The organism is Croceibacterium sp. TMG7-5b_MA50 (assembly GCF_039830145.1).
Taxonomy (GTDB): domain Bacteria; phylum Pseudomonadota; class Alphaproteobacteria; order Sphingomonadales; family Sphingomonadaceae; genus Croceibacterium.
This window is the reverse complement of the sequence record NZ_CP156082.1, coordinates 204,677-220,407: the sequence shown is the minus strand read 5'-3', so window position 1 is coordinate 220,407 and position 15,731 is coordinate 204,677. Positions and strand designations below refer to the sequence as shown.

General features: G+C 68.7%; 17 protein-coding genes. 9 read left to right on the top strand and 8 right to left on the bottom strand.

Annotated features, from left to right (window positions below; all coding sequences use genetic code 11):
- Entirely contained in the window at positions 1 to 1,008 is a 1,008-nt protein-coding gene (locus V5740_RS01195; RefSeq protein ID WP_347303269.1) for a cysteine synthase A, read from the bottom strand.
- A gap of 89 nt (positions 1,009 to 1,097) precedes the next feature.
- On the bottom strand, positions 1,098 to 1,415 hold the full coding sequence (locus tag V5740_RS01190; protein ID WP_347303268.1) for a 2Fe-2S iron-sulfur cluster-binding protein: 318 nt from the start codon (positions 1,413 to 1,415) through the stop codon (positions 1,098 to 1,100).
- 71 nt (positions 1,416 to 1,486) lie between these two features.
- Here V5740_RS01190 and V5740_RS01185 point away from each other — a divergent pair, with 71 nt between their 5' ends.
- Positions 1,487 to 2,104, top strand: coding sequence for a DNA-3-methyladenine glycosylase 2 family protein (locus tag V5740_RS01185; RefSeq protein ID WP_347303267.1), 618 nt, complete (start codon positions 1,487 to 1,489; stop codon positions 2,102 to 2,104).
- Here V5740_RS01185 and V5740_RS01180 read toward each other — a convergent pair.
- Together V5740_RS01180 and V5740_RS01175 are read right to left on the bottom strand one after the other, a co-directional pair.
- Entirely contained in the window at positions 2,101 to 2,397 is a 297-nt protein-coding gene (locus V5740_RS01180; protein WP_347303266.1) for a hypothetical protein, read from the bottom strand. The genes V5740_RS01185 and V5740_RS01180 overlap by 4 nt on opposite strands.
- A gap of 12 nt (positions 2,398 to 2,409) precedes the next feature.
- On the bottom strand, positions 2,410 to 3,657 hold the full coding sequence (locus V5740_RS01175) for a capsular biosynthesis protein (RefSeq protein WP_347303265.1): 1,248 nt from the start codon (positions 3,655 to 3,657) through the stop codon (positions 2,410 to 2,412).
- Positions 3,658 to 3,848: 191 nt separating this feature from the next.
- Here V5740_RS01175 and V5740_RS01170 point away from each other — a divergent pair, with 191 nt between their 5' ends.
- On the top strand, positions 3,849 to 5,300 hold the full coding sequence (locus tag V5740_RS01170) for an LTA synthase family protein (protein ID WP_347303264.1): 1,452 nt from the start codon (positions 3,849 to 3,851) through the stop codon (positions 5,298 to 5,300).
- Here the strand turns inward: V5740_RS01170 and V5740_RS01165 are convergent.
- Positions 5,289 to 6,038 carry an SDR family NAD(P)-dependent oxidoreductase gene (locus V5740_RS01165; RefSeq protein ID WP_347303263.1) on the bottom strand — a complete coding sequence of 250 codons (750 nt, stop codon included), beginning with the start codon at positions 6,036 to 6,038 and terminating at the stop codon, positions 5,289 to 5,291. The two genes, V5740_RS01170 and V5740_RS01165, sit on opposite strands and share 12 nt — an antisense overlap.
- 128 nt (positions 6,039 to 6,166) lie before the next feature.
- Here V5740_RS01165 and V5740_RS01160 point away from each other — a divergent pair, with 128 nt between their 5' ends.
- The 7 genes from V5740_RS01160 to V5740_RS01130 all read left to right on the top strand — a co-directional run bounded on the left by V5740_RS01160 (position 6,167) and on the right by V5740_RS01130 (position 13,109).
- Positions 6,167 to 6,811, top strand: a complete 645-nt coding sequence (locus V5740_RS01160; RefSeq protein ID WP_347303262.1) for a sterol desaturase family protein — start codon at positions 6,167 to 6,169, stop codon at positions 6,809 to 6,811.
- Positions 6,808 to 7,659 carry a 3-deoxy-8-phosphooctulonate synthase gene (gene kdsA / locus V5740_RS01155; RefSeq protein WP_347303261.1) on the top strand — a complete coding sequence of 284 codons (852 nt, stop codon included), beginning with the start codon at positions 6,808 to 6,810 and terminating at the stop codon, positions 7,657 to 7,659. Before V5740_RS01160 ends, kdsA begins: the two co-directional genes overlap by 4 nt.
- Before the next feature lie 220 nt (positions 7,660 to 7,879).
- Entirely contained in the window at positions 7,880 to 8,893 is a 1,014-nt protein-coding gene (locus tag V5740_RS01150; RefSeq protein ID WP_347303260.1) for a KpsF/GutQ family sugar-phosphate isomerase, read from the top strand.
- A 19-nt stretch (positions 8,894 to 8,912) separates the two neighbouring features.
- Positions 8,913 to 9,722: a 3-deoxy-manno-octulosonate cytidylyltransferase gene (gene kdsB, locus V5740_RS01145; protein ID WP_347304414.1), complete on the top strand. Its 810-nt coding sequence runs from the start codon at positions 8,913 to 8,915 to the stop codon at positions 9,720 to 9,722.
- A gap of 14 nt (positions 9,723 to 9,736) precedes the next feature.
- Positions 9,737 to 10,342 (top strand): histidine phosphatase family protein, encoded by a 606-nt coding sequence (locus V5740_RS01140; protein WP_347303259.1) that lies wholly within the window; start codon positions 9,737 to 9,739, stop codon positions 10,340 to 10,342.
- Positions 10,339 to 11,922 (top strand): beta-3-deoxy-D-manno-oct-2-ulosonic acid transferase, encoded by a 1,584-nt coding sequence (locus V5740_RS01135; protein ID WP_347303258.1) that lies wholly within the window; start codon positions 10,339 to 10,341, stop codon positions 11,920 to 11,922. Before V5740_RS01140 ends, V5740_RS01135 begins: the two co-directional genes overlap by 4 nt.
- Positions 11,919 to 13,109, top strand: a complete 1,191-nt coding sequence (locus tag V5740_RS01130; RefSeq protein WP_347303257.1) for a glycosyltransferase family 1 protein — start codon at positions 11,919 to 11,921, stop codon at positions 13,107 to 13,109. The genes V5740_RS01135 and V5740_RS01130 overlap by 4 nt, the downstream gene beginning before the upstream one ends.
- Here V5740_RS01130 and V5740_RS01125 read toward each other — a convergent pair.
- From V5740_RS01125 to tolB, 3 genes are all read right to left on the bottom strand, one after another.
- Positions 13,106 to 13,642, bottom strand: coding sequence for a J domain-containing protein (locus V5740_RS01125; RefSeq protein ID WP_347303256.1), 537 nt, complete (start codon positions 13,640 to 13,642; stop codon positions 13,106 to 13,108). The genes V5740_RS01130 and V5740_RS01125 overlap by 4 nt on opposite strands.
- A gap of 115 nt (positions 13,643 to 13,757) precedes the next feature.
- Positions 13,758 to 14,270 carry a peptidoglycan-associated lipoprotein Pal gene (gene pal, locus V5740_RS01120; protein ID WP_347303255.1) on the bottom strand — a complete coding sequence of 171 codons (513 nt, stop codon included), beginning with the start codon at positions 14,268 to 14,270 and terminating at the stop codon, positions 13,758 to 13,760.
- A 46-nt stretch (positions 14,271 to 14,316) separates the two neighbouring features.
- On the bottom strand, positions 14,317 to 15,729 hold the full coding sequence (gene tolB, locus V5740_RS01115; protein ID WP_347303254.1) for a Tol-Pal system beta propeller repeat protein TolB: 1,413 nt from the start codon (positions 15,727 to 15,729) through the stop codon (positions 14,317 to 14,319).
- Positions 15,730 to 15,731 lie beyond the last annotated feature (2 nt).

Below are 15,731 nucleotides of genomic sequence, written 5' to 3'. Positions count from 1 at the left end.
TCACGCCAGCCAGGCGAAGGGCGGCAGGCCCTTCGCCTCCAGCCATTCGCGGTTGTAGAGCGTCGAGAGGTAGCGGAACCCGGTATCGCACAGGATCGTCACCACCCGCGCCTCCGGCCCGCGCTCCGCCGCCAATTGCCGGCCCAGTGCGACCGCGCCGGCGACGTTGATCCCGCTCGACAGGCCAAGGCACATGCCGTCCTCCCGCAGCAGGCGGCCGACCCATTCCAGGCCATCCACATCGGCGATGCGGAACTGCCGGTCGACCGGCGCCCCTTCCAGATTGGCGGTGATGCGGCCCTGCCCGATGCCTTCAGCGACTGAAGAACCCTCCGCCTTCAGCTCGCCATGTTCGTAATAGCCGTACAGCGCCGCGCCATGCGGGTCGCTGAGGGCGATCACGATGCGCTCGTCCCGTTCCTTCAGCCCCAGGCCGACGCCGGCCAGCGTGCCGCCGGTGCCCACGGCGCAGGTGAATCCATCGACACGGCCATCCAACTGCTGCCAGATTTCCGGGGCGGTGCTTTCGATATGGGCGCGGCGATTGGCGACATTGTCGAACTGGTTGGCCCAGATCGCGTTCGGCGTCTCTTCCGCCAGCCGCCGGCTGGTATGCACGAAGTGGCCGGGATTGTTGTAAGGCGCGGCCGGCACCGTCACCAGTTCGGCGCCAAGCGCGCGCAGCGTGTCCATCTTTTCCCGGCTCTGCGTCTCGGGCATGACGATGATGGCGCGGTAGCCGAGCGCGTTGGCGACCAGCGCCAGCCCGATGCCGGTATTGCCGGCCGTCCCTTCGACAATGGTGCCGCCGGGATGCAGAACGCCGCGCGCCTCCGCATCGCGGACGATCCACAGCGCGGCGCGGTCCTTCACCGACGCGCCGGGATTGGCCCATTCGCACTTGCCCCAGATTTCGCATCCGGCGGCTTCGCTGGGGCCGCGCAGGCGAACAAGCGGGGTGTTGCCGATGAGGTCGAGCGTGTCCGCACGCATCGCAGGTGCCATCATGTCACAGCACGTAAGGCGCGCACCCGGACGGCGCAAGCCAAGGCCTGCTTGCCCGCCGGTCAGATCAGCTACGGACCGGACGGCCCATGTCAGTCCATCTGGGCGATGCGCACCCGGATCCCGTCCAGCGCGTCGGTGAACGGCACCTGGCAGGACAGGCGCGAATTTGCATCGCGCGTGTCGCTGCTGTCCAGCAGGTCATCCTCGTCCGCCGACATTGGCGGCAGCAGCGGCAGGAACTCGTCCTCCACATGCACATGGCAGGTGGCGCACGAACAGCACCCGCCGCACAGCGCCAGCAGCTCGTCAAAGCCGTTGTCGCGGATCGCCTCCATCAGCGTCAGCCCGGCATCCGCGGTCACCTCGCGCTGGTTTCCGGACTGAGTGGTGACGATCAATGTGGGCATGTTACCTCCGGCTTCCCTGTTGTTGCGGGGCTGCTAGGGGTTGCCGCAAGGATTGGCAAGCGAGGCGGTGCATGGCTCTGAATGCGGAACAGATCAGAGAGGGCCTGCTGGCCGTTGCCGCGCGGGAGCCCGGCATCGCCCGTGCGCTGGAAGTGGCCGGCATGCCGGAGCCGCGCGTGAACCAGCCCGGCTACCGCACGCTGCTGCGCACCATCGTGGGCCAGCAGGTCAGCGTTGCGTCCGCCGCCAGTGTCTGGACCAAGCTGGAGGCGCTGCTCGGGCCGGACATCCCGCCCGAGAAGCTGCTTGCGGCCGAGTTCGATGCGCTACGCGCGTGCGGCCTGTCGCGCCAGAAACAGGGCTACGCCCGGTCGCTATGCCAATTGGTGAGCGACGGAGAACTGAACCTGCACGCGCTGCCCGCCGATGACGAAGCCGCCATCGCCGAACTGACGCGGATCAAGGGCATCGGTCGCTGGTCGGCCGAGATCTACCTGCTGTTCGCTGAGGGGCGACCCGATATCTGGCCGGCCGGCGACCTGGCGGTGCAGGCGGGCATCGGCAAGCTGCTGGGCCTGTCCGAGAGGCCGGACGAGAAGGCGACGCGCCTGCTGGCGGAAGGCTGGCGCCCATATCGGGGCGCCGTCGCGATCCTGACCTGGCACTGCTACAACAACGCGGCGCTCTAGCCGGGGCGGCGGGTCATCCACCAGGCGAGGAGGCACGTGCCGGCGAGCGGCGCCAGCCAGTCCACGAACTGGTCCTTGCGCTGCCAGACACGCGGATCGAACGGTCCCCACCACGGCATGTTGGCCCGCCGCCCCGCCCCGTAGAGTTCAATCCATCGATATTCAGCCTGCGCCAGTTCACGCCCAATGAAATAGGCGGAGGCCAGCGCGGCGCCGGCCCACCAGTTGCGGGTCAGCAGACCCACGACCGCCTGGATCAGCAGGCCTGCGATCAGGTGTTCGAGATAGCTCACAAAATCGGCAACTCACTCGGGCAGCAAAGGATGCCCTTCCAGTCGCGCCACCGCATGGCGGACCACCTTGTCCAACGCCTCGTCCGAGAAAAAGCCGCCAGGGATCAGGCACCGTTCGATCAGAACACGGCGAAAGGCGGCAAATGTCGCAGGATCGGGCGGCACCGGATCTTGCCAGAAAGCATCGATGCCGGCCTGGTTGGTCAGGTCCGGCACATCATAGACGGCATGCCCGAGCACCAGCACCGGCACCCCGCTGGCAAGGCCGAAGGTGCCGCTGGTGCTGTTCACCGTGACCATGCCACGCGCACCTTGGGCGATCGGCACGATGTCGCCGGTGGCAAGGTAATCCACCCGGTCGCCCACACCAAACAGCGCCGCGGCATCCGCCGTCTCCTGCGCCCAGTTGCGCACTCCGTTGTCGAGCGGATGCTCCTTCACCACCAGCCGCGTGCCGGCTGGCGCGTGCCTCGCGAAGGATTCGACCACCAGCCGGATGGCAGGCGCCATGCCGGCGAACGGTGAGTGCAGCCGGATCTGCGCATCCGATTCGAGCTGGAGCGGGAACAGGTAGTAGGGGGCAGTGCCAGCCAGCAGCCGCTGCAGCAGCGCGGCGCTTTGTGTCTCCCGCTGCCGCCGGAGGCGCAGCTTGCGGTACCAGCCGATCCCTTCCACCACCGGGTGCCATGGCCGGTGATTGCTCCAGTGCGGGTAGCGCCAGCGGGTCAGCACGTCGGCGACATTGTACAGCAGCCCTTCCGTCGCGCGGCGGCGGAAGGATGCGGGGACCTGCTGATGTGGCGGGACCGGCGGCAATGCGGCAGCGGTGCGCCGATACCAATCGGGGTCACGCGGAAGGGAGGAATGGCCATTCACGCCCCCCAGTTCCAACGTGACCCAGTCGGGCCGGATGTAGCCTTCGTCAAACACATGGACCGGCACGCCCGCCTCCCGGCAGATCTTCACCGCCGGCAGATGATGATCGCGGCAATCGCCGAACAGGACGACATCCGTAATCGCCAGGTCGGTCAGCAGCGCCCGGAAGAAGGCCGGCCATTCCGCCAGGGTGGAGCGATAGTCGATACCGCCCGGCAGACGCCAGTACAGCCGATCGCCGCCGTTGAAGTTGACCTTGTGGACCCGGTGCCCCGCGGCGGTCAGTTCCTGCCCAAGCCGGCGGAACAGCGGCCCCATCAACCCCTGCAGCAGCAGCACCGAGCGGACGTCCGGTGCGGAACCGCCGGTCGGCGCCGCGGTCACACTCTGCGACGCGGAGGCTGAAGAATTCAACGACATGGACAGGAAACGCAGCCTCGTACGGGAACAGGACGGATGGGCTTGGTCGGCGTCGGTACTGCCACCCGCCACGATCGGCAACCCCGCCGCAGGTGACAGGGCGGGCGGTCACGGCTAAGCGCCGGACCGGAACGGGCCGGACGACAACACAAGCAGTGACCTACAGCGGATCGATCATCGCGGCCCTGCTGCTCGGCACGATCATGCTCGACCTGCTGGTGCGTCCACGTCCGGTGCGCGGCACGTCCCGCAGCCTGGCGGGTGCCGTCCTGATGTGCTGCCTTGCCCTTATGCTGTTCGGCGGGTTCCTGGCGCTGACCGGCGGCATGCTGGTGGCCGCGGCGATGACACTGGGGCTTCAGGCCGCGCTGGTGGTCGCGTCCAATGCCAAGCATGTCGTGTTGGGCGAACCGCTGCTGTTCACCGATCTGGCGCTGGTCGGCGCCATCGTGCGTCATCCGCAATTCTACTGGTCGGCGGTGCCATTGTGGCAGCGATGGGTTGCCGCCTTCGCCGCCGCGGCGTTGCTCACGCTGCTGGCATGGCTGTTCGTGCCTGACCCGCTGATGCATCTGGCCGGGCTGCTGCTGACGGGCGCCACGGCCGCGCTGTTGTCGCTGGTCCTGCGCAGCGCGTGGATGCGCGACCTAGCACCGGTGCCGGACGCCGCCGGCGATGTCGCACGCCATGGCTTGCAACCCACGATGCTGCTGCACTGGCGTCGCTGGCGCAGCAGCACCGATCCGGCGGCACCTGCCCCCATCGCTGCACTCGGCCCGGACGAACCCGCATTGATCGTGATCGTGCAATGCGAAAGCTTCGCCGATCCTGTCGACCTGTTCGGCGATCCGGCGCTTGCACTGCCGGCACTGACCCGGGCACGGGCCGATGCGGTGCAATGGGGCCGACTGCATGTCAGCGGCTTCGGCGCGTACACGATGCGCAGCGAGTACGGCGTATTGTGGGGGCGGGAGGAGGAGGCGCTCGGGTTCCGCCGGTACGATCCGTTCCTGACCGCAATACGGGAGGCGGAACATGCCCTGCCCCGTCGTCTCTCCGGTTGGCGCAGCCTGTTCCTGCACCCGCATGATCTGCGGTTCTACAATCGCCACCGGATCATGCCGGCAGGGGGCTTTGCCGAACTGCTCGGCCCCGAGCGGTTCGCGGCGCCGCAGAGCGGTCGCTACGTCACGGATGCGGCAATTGCCGACACGATCCTGCAGCAGGCCGGGGCTGCCGCTGGTCCGACGCTGATCTACGCGGTGACGATCGAGAACCATGGACCGTGGGCGCCGGAGGACGGGGTAGCCGGCGGCGATCTGCGGCAAAGCTATCTGCGGCTGGTACGGCGCGGCGATGCCATGCTGGCGCAGCTGCGCGAAGGCATCTCCGCGCTGCGCAAACCGGCATTGCTGGTGTTTTTCGGCGACCATCGCCCGTCGATCCCCGGCGTCACGCATCCGGGCGGGGATCGTCATACCCCCTATGTCATGCTCCGCTTCGACAAGGACGGGCAGGTTCAGCCCGGTGGATCAGGCGCGGCCGACCTGACGCCCGCCGGACTGCACCATGCGGTGCTGGCACAGGTGTCCGGCTCAGCGGATTGACGCCGGGGTGAGCGATTGCAGCAGCCGATCGCGCAGCGGCCGTGGCAGCATTCGGTCCAGCAGGCGCAACGCGGCAAAGGGCCACGATATCACCACATGGGCAGCCCTGCGGTGGGCGGCGTCCGCGACACGGGTGGCGGCCTCCTCAGGGGAGAGCAGCAGGGCCGGAGGGGCGGGAACCTGTCGTCCGCCCGGGCTGTCGATGAAGCCGGGGGAGACCAGCGTCACCGCAACGCCGTGGGGCTTCACCGCCAACCGCAAGGCATCGGCGAAGCGGGCAAGCCCGGCCTTCGACCCCGCGTAGGCTGCGGCAAACGGCAGGGGATGGAACCCGGCGGCGGAGCCGACCAGCACGATCCGGCCGGTGCCGCGCCGCGCCATCCGCTCCGCCAGCGCGGCGGCCATCGCCGCCGGTGCAGCGAAGTTGATCGCGGCAAGTTGCGCGACCAGTGCCGCATCCTCCACCAACTCACCCTCTGCGCGGATGTCGCCCAGACCGGCGGCGAACAAAGCAAGGCCGATCGGATCGGCGGCGTCATCGTGCAGCAGGGCGTCGAGCGATCGCGGCAGGTCGGCAAGATCCTGTGATCTCACCTCCACCAGCGCGCCTGCCGCCCTGCATTCGCGCGCGATCGCATCGAGCCGGCCGGCGTCGCGGCCCCAGAGCAGCAATCGCTCGCCGGGAACGGCATAATGGCGCGCCAGGGCGCCGCCGAGCCCGCCGGACGCGCCGACCACCAGCGTTCTGCCGGACCCAACCGTGTGACTTTCCCGCAACTTGGACTTAACCACCCGTCACCTCCAAGGCACGTATAGACACTCTCCGTCTTGACACCATGCCGCCGCTCCTGTCCCAGATGGAACCGATGACCGCCCCCATTAAGCGCACAGCACGGGTTCGCCTGTTCAGAAACGAGACGCTTGAACGGCTGAGCGTCATTCACCCGCGCACCTTTGCCGTGTTCTGGGCAGTGGCGCTGCCGTTGATCGGCTGGGTCGGTTGGGGTGCGGTGAATGCCTGGACCGGGCTGGCGCTGATCGCGGTCGGGCTGCTGGTCTGGACGCTGTTCGAATATGCGATGCACCGGTACCTGTTCCACCTGGAAACGGACCTGGCACCCGTGCGCGGCCTGATCTACCTGATGCATGGCAACCACCATGCTGCGCCCGGCGATCCCCTGCGCGGCCTGATGCCGCTGCCGGCCAGCCTGCCGATCGCCGCCACCGTGTGGTTGGCACTGTACGGGCTGGCTGGTGCCGCGGGAACCTGGATCTTCCTGGGCTTCATGGTCGGCTACGTCCTCTACGACGTCACGCATTACGCCTGCCATCAATGGTCGATGGACAGCCGCATCGGCACCATGCTGAAGCGGCATCACATGCGTCATCATTTTGTGAACCACGACAGCAATTTCGCCATCACCGCGATCTGGTGGGATAGCGTGTTCGGCAGTCGCAGCCACTCCGCCCGGCGGCAGCGCACGACCACTGCGGAGGGACCCGTGCGATGAAATTGTGCGGTCGGCCGATCGGGCCGGACCAGCCACTGTTCGTCATTGCCGGGCCGTGCGTGATCGAAAGCGAGGCGATGACCCTCGCCATTGCGGAGCATCTGGCGGACGTGGCCCGGCGGACAGGGGTGCTGCTGGTGTTCAAGGCGTCCTTCGACAAGGCCAACCGCAGCTCCGACAGCTCGTTCCGTGGCCTCGGCATGGAGGAAGGCCTCCGCGTCCTCGCCAAGGTTCGGCAGGAGACCGGCCTTTCGATCATCACCGACGTGCACGATGCGGCGCAGGTCGCACCGGTGGCGGAGGTGGTGGACGTGCTGCAGACTCCCGCCTTCCTGGCGCGGCAGACCGACTTCATCGCCGCGGTCGCGGCCAGCGGGCGACCGGTCAACATCAAGAAGGCGCAGTTCATGGCGCCGGGCGACATGGCGCAGGTGGTGAAGAAGGCCCGCAATGCAGCCCTCGCCGCCGGCGTGGAGCAGGACGCCTTCATGCTGTGCGAACGCGGCACGTCCTTCGGCTACAACACGCTGGTATCCGACATGCGGGGTCTCGCCATCATGGCCCAGACCGGTTGCCCGGTCGTGTTCGATGCGACCCATTCGGTGCAGCAGCCCGGCGGCCTCGGCGAACGCTCGGGCGGGCAGCGCGAATATGTGCCGTTGCTGGCCCGTGCTGCCGTCGCCGCAGGGGTGGCCGGCCTCTTCGCCGAAACGCATCCCGACCCGGAACAGGCGCTGTCGGATGGTCCCAACGCCCTGCCGATGAACGAGTTCGAGCCGTTGCTGACCCGCCTGCTGGCGATCGATGCGGTGGTGAAGGATCGTGGCGGCCCAGCGTATCCCGCATAATGTCGTATTCCAGCAACAACTTGGCGTAGTTTACGCTGGTCCCGCGCTTTTGCGGCTGCAAGCTGCCAAGGCGGGGTCTAGGGGTCTCCGTCTAACGGGTACAAACCGAAACCCGATGGCGGAGCGAGCCGGTTAACGGACCCGTAACCATCCAGGGTACATCGTTCCGCACGGCAATAGCCGCGGCCGGGAACGTGCAAGAACAAGGGCGACAGACCGTATGACGTTCCAAGTGGTCGGGCAGGTTGCCAGTCATGTCGGGGTTGATCGGCATGCGACATCCGCCCTGCGCACCGTCGATGTCGAGCTGGAGGCGCTGCGCACCTTGCGCCAGGCACTGAGCGAGCCGTCGCTGGGCCAGGCCGTCGACGATGCTGTGCAGGCGATCGCCGCCGCCACCGGCCGTGTGATCGTGACCGGCATGGGCAAGAGCGGCCACATCGCGCGCAAGATCGCCGCCACGATGCGGTCCACCGGTACGTCCGCCCTGTACCTCCACCCGGGTGAGGCGAGCCATGGCGATCTGGGTGTCATCACGCAGCATGATGTCGTGCTGGCGATCACCTGGTCGGGCGAGACCAGCGAGCTCAAGGACATCTTCCACTACTGCAACCATCTCGGCATCACGCTGATCGTCGCGACGTCGCACGCGGACAGCACGGCTGCGCGCCATGCGGACATCGCATTGATAATGCCGCATGTGCGGGAGGCATGCCCCAACGCCCTGGCGCCGACATCGTCCACCACGGTGCAGCTGGTCTTGGGCGATGTGCTCGCCGTAGCGCTGATCGAGGCGCAGGGCTTTACCAGTTCGGACTTCCACGTGTTCCATCCCGGCGGGCACCTCGGCGCGCGACTGGCCAGCGTCGGCGACGTCATGGGCACCGGCGATGCCGTGCCGCGCGTCGGGCGCGAGGCGACGCTGACCAGCGCCACCATCGAGATGAGCCGCAAGCGTTATGGCTGCACCGCCGTCGTCGATGGCAAGGGGCGGCTGGTCGGCGCTTTCACCGATGGGGACCTGCGCCGGTGCATCGCAACCCATGACCTGACCGATCAGATCGGCCTCCACATGTCGGCCCGTCCCGTCAGCGTCGAGCAGGACGTGCTGTTGTCCGAAGCGCTGCAGATCATGAACGCCAATGCGGTGTCCGTGCTGTTCGTGGTCGATGCGGCGGACGTGTTGATCGGCATCGTCCACATGCACGAGATCGTCCGCGCCGGTATCGGCTGAGCCGGGCGGAATCGCTGCCCTGCCCGACCTGATCGTCATTCCCGCCCGCTACGGCTCCACCCGCCTGCCGGGCAAGCCGTTGCTGCCGATTGCCGGCCGTACCCTGCTGGAACGGGTGCTGGCGGTCGGGCGCATCGCTGCCGGGCTGGCGGGCGACTGCGCCATAGTCGTCGCCACCGATGACGGGCGCATCGCCGATCACGCGCGCGACCTGGGTGCGGATGTCGTGATGACGCCGTCCACGCTCGATTCCGGCTCCGCTCGCGCCTTTGCCGCCGCGGCTGGGATCGTCGCGCCAGACGGCGTGGTCATCAACCTGCAGGGTGACGCCCCATTCGTTCCGCCGCAGATTGTCGCCAGCCTGCTGCATACGCTGCGGCATGGTACGGCCGATGTGGCGACACCCGTGTACCGGCTGGACTGGCAGCGGCTGGACCGGCTGCGCACGCACAAGCAGCAGGCCCCGTTCAGCGGTACGACCTGCATCCGTGCCGCCGATGGCCGCGCACTGTGGTTTTCCAAGGCGATCATTCCCGCCATCCGCAACGAAGGCGACCTGCGCACAGCCGGGGCATTATCGCCCGTGTGGCAGCATCTGGGCCTTTATAGTTACCGGATGGCTGCGCTCGGCTGGTTCGCCGCTGCCGCTCCGGGCCATTACGAGGCGTTGGAAGGGTTGGAGCAGTTGCGCTTCCTGGAAGCCGGCCGCGCGATCGCCACGGTGGAGGTGGAGGCACCTACCCACGCCATGTCGGGCATCGACACGCCGGCCGACCTCGCTTTGGCGAAGGAGACAATCCGCCGGCTAGGCGATCCGTTTCCCGCCTGATAGCGGGCGCCGACATGCCTTCGCCTGTTCCCCCCTTCGTGATCGTCCGCCACGGCAACACCTTCGTCGCGGGCGAGCCGCCACGCCGGATCGGCTGGCGCACCGATCTGCCGCTGACCGATGCCGGGATCGCGCAGGGGCAGGCCTTGGGACGCCACTTTGCGCAGCAAGGTTGGAACTTCGCCCGCGTGCTCGTCTCTCCCTTGGCCCGCACCCGGCAGACCGCTGCTGCGATCGCGCTGCACCTGCCGGATGCTCCGGCGGCGGAGGACTGTGCCTGGCTGCGCGAGATCGATCACGGGCCGGATGAGGATCAGCCGGAAGCCGCCGTGCTCCGGCGCGTGGGCGCCGATGCACTGGCCGCCTGGGACGAGGCCGGAACCGCGCCGGCAGACTGGGTCGTCGATGCGGAGGAGCGGCTCGCGGGCTGGCGCCGCCTGTTTACCGCGGAGGCGGGGCCGACCCTGCTCGTCACCAGTAACGGCGCGGCCCGCTTCGCATTGCTGGCGACAGGATTGCAGGGTGGCGGCGGACTGAAGCTGGCGACGGGCAGCTACGGCTTGCTGCGACGCGATGGTCAGGGCCAACTGGCGGTGGATGGCTGGAACCTTCGGCCATGAACGCACCCCTGCTGCGCGCACCGCCCTTCCCCTGGGCTGACGCGACCGTATCCATGCCCACGCGGGCAGACCTGCGGACATCGGTGGAGAACCGGGCGGACCTGTTCGCCCGGTTGCGGGAGGCGCGCGTGGGCGGTGCGTTCTGGGCGGAACCGGGCAGCCTGCCGGAAGGGCAATGGGTATTGCGGTCCACCACCGCGGATGCTGGTGACGGGCCGGCGGCCGTGACGATCAACGGCGACGTCGATCCCTGGTCCGTGCTGAGCGATGCGGCGGGGCTGATCGGGCATGGCGATGACGAATGGGTGGCGCTCGCCCGCATAAACCGCATCCCTGTGCGTCTGCTGTCCTCCGGTCGGTTCGGCAGGATCGGCGATGACGACGATGCCCTGGACCAGCGGGCGCTTTCCGCCGTCATCGCCGCGCGTTGGCGCGATCCGTTCAGCGGCGGGGACAGCGACCTTGCCGCGGTGATCGACACCCTCGCCCTGTGGCGGCGGGTGCTGGATGCAAATCGCCCGATCACCGCCGCGACGGGAATGGCCTGGTGGAAACGGCCGGAGATCCAGCGCTTCCTGTGGCATCCGGGGCGCCGGCTGCATGTCATGCGGCGCACCGGCACCGCGCTGGCGCGGGCGCGACGTGCGGGCGGGGCGCTGGCCATTTGGCCATCGCGCGTGTCGCCCGGGCTGCTGGCCTATGCGGAGGCGCGCGACGTGGCGCTGGTCCGGGTGGAAGACGGCTTCGTCCGCTCGGTCGGGCTTGGCGTCGATCTGGTGCCGCCGTCCTCCATCGTGGTGGACCCGCGTGGCATCCATTTCGACCCGTCCGGGCCAAGCGCGCTGGAGGACATGCTGGAGACGGCCCCGGTCTCCCCGCAATTGCTGGCGCGGGCTGCCCGCCTGCGCCACCGGATCGTGGCGGCGGGCATCGGGAAGTACGGCGCCGATCCGGCCGGCACCGTGCCGCCCCGCCTGCCGGGCAAGCGGCTGGTGCTGGTGCCCGGCCAGGTCGGCGACGACATGTCGGTGCGCGCCGGCGGGGCCGACCTGCTCGCCGCCGGCAATCCGAATGCCGAGTTGCTGCGCCGGGTCCGCGCGCTGGAACCCGATGCGGAAATCTGGTTCCGCCCCCACCCCGATGTGGATGCCGGCTTACGCAACGGCGCGGTGTCGGACGATGCGGCGCTGCTCCTTGCCGATCGGATCGTGCGTGGCGGCGGCATGGCGCCGCTGCTCGACACGGTGGATGCCGTGCATACGCTGACCTCGCTGACCGGGTTCGAGGCGTTGCTGCGCGGGCGGGAGGTCATCTGCCACGGCGTCCCGTTCTTCGCCGGCTGGGGCCTGACCCGCGATCTGGCGCCGGTCCCCGCCCGGCGCACCCGCCGGTTGACGCTGGATCAGCTGGTTGCCGGCGTGCTGATCCTCTACCCGCGTTACCTCGATCCGGTGACCGGCCTGCCCTGCCCGCCGGAACTGCTGGTGGAGCGGATGGCGGGGCAGCAGGCCGGGGTGCGGCTCGGCTGGGTGGCACCGATCCGCCGGTGGCAAGGTCGCCTGCTGGCGAGCGTCAGATGAGCGGCGCCATCCTCGACATCTCGCGGCTGATCTCCCGCATCCGCTATTCCACTCCATCCGGCGTGGACCGGGTGGAGATGGCCTGGGCGCGCGGCTTGCTGGCCCATTATGGGGAGGGGCTCGCCTTTGCTGCCCTGCACCCGGCCGGCCTGTATGGCCGGATCCGCCGACCGGCGGCGCTCGCCTATCTGGACGCGCTGGAACATCGCTGGGCCAACCAGACCGGCGGACCGGCCCGGCGGTCGTTGCCGTCCATCCTGCCGCAACTGGATGCGTTGCTGCCGGTCCGCCGCGGGATCGGCAGCGGCGGCGTGTATCTGCAGGCCTCGCCGCACCATCTGACCCGCGCCGACACAGTCCGCCGGATCGTGCGCCGCGAACGTGCCCGCTTCCTGTGCCTGGTGCATGACCTGATCCCCATCGAGTTTCCCGAATATGCCCGGCCGGAAGGCGCCGCCCTGCACCGCCGGCGGATCGAGACGGTGGCAGCGATCACCGGGGAGACCGGCGGCGCGGCGATCGTCAATTCGGCGGCGACCGGCCGCGCCCTGCAACCCTGGCTGCAGCCCGGTACCCCCATCCATGTCGCGCTGCTGGGAACCGAAGCCTTGCCGCCGGCCGAGCCGGAGCCAGACGACGGCCGTCCCTATTTCGTGTGCCTGGGCACGATCGAGCCGCGCAAGAACCACCTGCTGCTGCTGCATGTGTGGCGCCAGCTGGCCGAAACGCTGCCCGCCGGCAAGGTGCCCCGGTTACTCGTGATCGGGCGTCGGGGGTGGGAGAACGAGCAGATCGTCGACATGCTGGAACGGTGCCCCGCGCTGGTCGGCCATGTGGAGGAACTGGGATCGTGCCCCGATCGCCGCCTGTCCGCCTTGCTGCGCGGCGCCACGGCCCTGCTGCTGCCGTCCTTTGCGGAAGGCTACGGCATGCCCGTGGCGGAAGCGCTGTCGGTCGGCACGCCGGTCATCTGCAGCGACCTGCCCGCCCTGCGGGAGGTCGGCGGCCCTGTGCCCGATTACCTCGACCCGCTGGATGGGCCCGGCTGGCGGGCCGCGGTGCTGGACCATGCGGCGCATGGCGCCATGCGGTCAGCGCAGCTTGCCCGGTTGCCCGGCTGGCACAATCCCACATGGGCCGAACACATGGCGATCGTCACCGCCGCGGTGGAGCAGTTGCAGGCCTAGCCCCGCCACTCCCGTCGTTCCTCTGCCTGGCGCAGGACTTCGTAGGCGAGCTGATAGGCCTGGAACGCCTTCGCCGCCTCCGCATCGCCGGGGCGGATGTCGGGATGCACTTCCTTGGCCCGCGCGCGCCACGCCTTCTTCACGGTGTCGAAATCGGCGTCGGGGTCCAGCTCCAGCACTTCCAGCGCGCGCATCTCGTCCGCGCTGCGGCTGCCGTCTCCGCTGCCGGCCCAGCCGTAATGCTGCGACTGGGCGTAGCCGGCATTGCTGCTGCTCTCCGCCCCGGCGCGAGCGGCCGCCTCCTCCGCCTCCAGACCGGCGAAGTAATCCCAGCGGCTGTTATATTCGGCGGCATGGCGCTGGCAGAAGTACCAGCGTTCGGGGCTGTTGGGCGCCTTGGGCGCGGGGCAGTCGCCCGGCTCCTCGCAACCATGGCGGTCGCACAGCCGCACCTTGGCCGCCGCCTGCCCGCTCTCCCCATAGGCGCGCCAACGGGGAAACCCCCAGTCGAGCGAGCGGCTGTTCCGCGCCATCAGCAACCACCTGTATGCATGCACCCGGATATAGAGATGCGAGCGCCAGGTGCAAAGCGGCCGGCGCCCGCAGACCTTCCGGTCCACGGCACGCCGGCCACAATCCGTCCCGCGATCAGTTGATGATGACGGTCACCGCACGGCGGTTCTGGGCGTAGGCCGCCTCGTTCGAACCGACCGCCTTGGGCCGTTCCTTGCCATAGCTGACCGTGGTGACACGGTTCGCCGGCACGCCCAGGCTGACGAGGTAGTTCTTGGCGGCGTTCGCGCGACGCTCGCCCAGCGCCAGGTTGTAGTCGCGCGTACCGCGTTCGTCCGCATGGCCTTCGACCGTGGCGCGGATCTGTGCGTATTGCGCCATGTACTGCGCCTGCGCCCGCAGGGCGGCCTGATCCTGGCTGTCGATGTCGTACTTGTCGGTGTCGAAGTAGATCGTGTCCTGCCCGCGCATCGCCTGCAGGAAGTGTGCCTGCGTGCCCGGGGCCGCGGCGGCCGGGCCGGTGGGCGCGGGCGGCGGGGTCGGGGTGGTCTGCTGCGGCGGCGGCGGCAGTTCCTCGGGCGCCTTCTTCGAACAGGCGGCCAGGCCGATCGTGCTCACTGCTGCCAGGGCAAGGGCCAGTTTCTGCATGCCTTCGTCTCCTTTAACAATCATTTGGTCGTATGCCCGCAACGCCTCACGGCAGAACCGGTCCCCACGATGGGTCGGATGCATTCACCGGCGTGTCAAGCTTGCGCTCGTTCCGGCCGGTCAGATCGACCTGCCAGATGGTCGTCTCCCCCCCACCGCGCGCGGTGCGGAAGAACTGCACGATCCGGCCATTGGGCGCCCAGGTCGGCGCCTCGTCCTGCCAGCCATCCGTCAGATGCCGCATATTGCGCCCGGCCGGGCTCATCACCGCCACGCGCAGGTCGCCGGCGATGTGGGTGAAGGCGATCTGGTCCCCGCGCGGGCTCCATTCCGGGGTCGCCGCGCGCCCGCCGAAGAAGCTGATCCGCCGCTGGTTCGAACCGTCGGCATTCATGATGTAGACCTGCTGGCTGCCGGACCGGTCGCTCTCGAACACGATCTGCGAACCATCAGGGGAGTACGATCCGCCCACGTCCAGACCGGGGCTGTCGGTCAGCTTGGTGCTCTGCCCACCGGTCGCCGACACGCGATAGATGTCGGTATTGCCGGCCACCGCCATGGAATAAAGAATGGTGCGACCATCAGGCGACCAGCGCGGGGCGAAGGTCGGGTTCTGGCTTTCCGTCACCAGCGTCTGCCGCCCGGTGCCGATGTCGTACACGAAGATGCGCGGATAACCGTTCAGGTAGCTGAGATAGACGATCTTGCTGTAATCGGGCGAATAGCGCGGGGTCAGCGCCATCGACTGGCCATTGGTGATGAAGCGCAGATTGGCGCCGTCGCTGTCCATGATGGCCAGCCGCTTGACGCGGTTGTCCTTGGGCCCGCTCTCCGCGATGAAGGCGATCTTGCTGTCGAAGAACGGGCTTTCGCCCGACAGGCGCGAATAGACCATGTCGGCGCAGCGATGCGCGGCCCGGCGCCAGTCCCCCGGCGCCACCTGCCAGCCTTCGCGCACCAGTTGCTGCCCCAACTGGACGTCGTAGAGATAGCAGCCGACCGTCAGCTGCCCGTCGGCGCCCGCCCGGACATAGCCATGGACCAGCATCTCCGCCGATCGGCCACGCCATTGGTCGAAGGCGGGCGCGGTGATCTGCGGGAAGGTCGGACGCGGCAGGGAGCCCGGACCGGTGGGGCGGAACAGGCCATTGTTGCGCAGGTCGGCATACACCACCTCCGCCAGCGCCATGCCGAGTGCGGTAGTGCCCTGCGCGTTGGCCGGCGTCGCCTGTTCACGATCCGTGGCAAAGGCGGGGATCGCAATGCCCAGGTCCTGCCATTCGCTTTCGTCCGTCACGGTGACGGTCAGGCCACCCTCCTCCGTGATCGGCGCAGCCTCAGCCGGCGTGGCAGTCGTCGCTGGCGGCGGCAGGGTCGGCGTGGGTGCCACCTGTGCGGTGGCGGCAAGCGGCAGGAACGCCGCGGCGGTGGCCAGCAGCAGGGTCAGTGGGCGCAGCATGG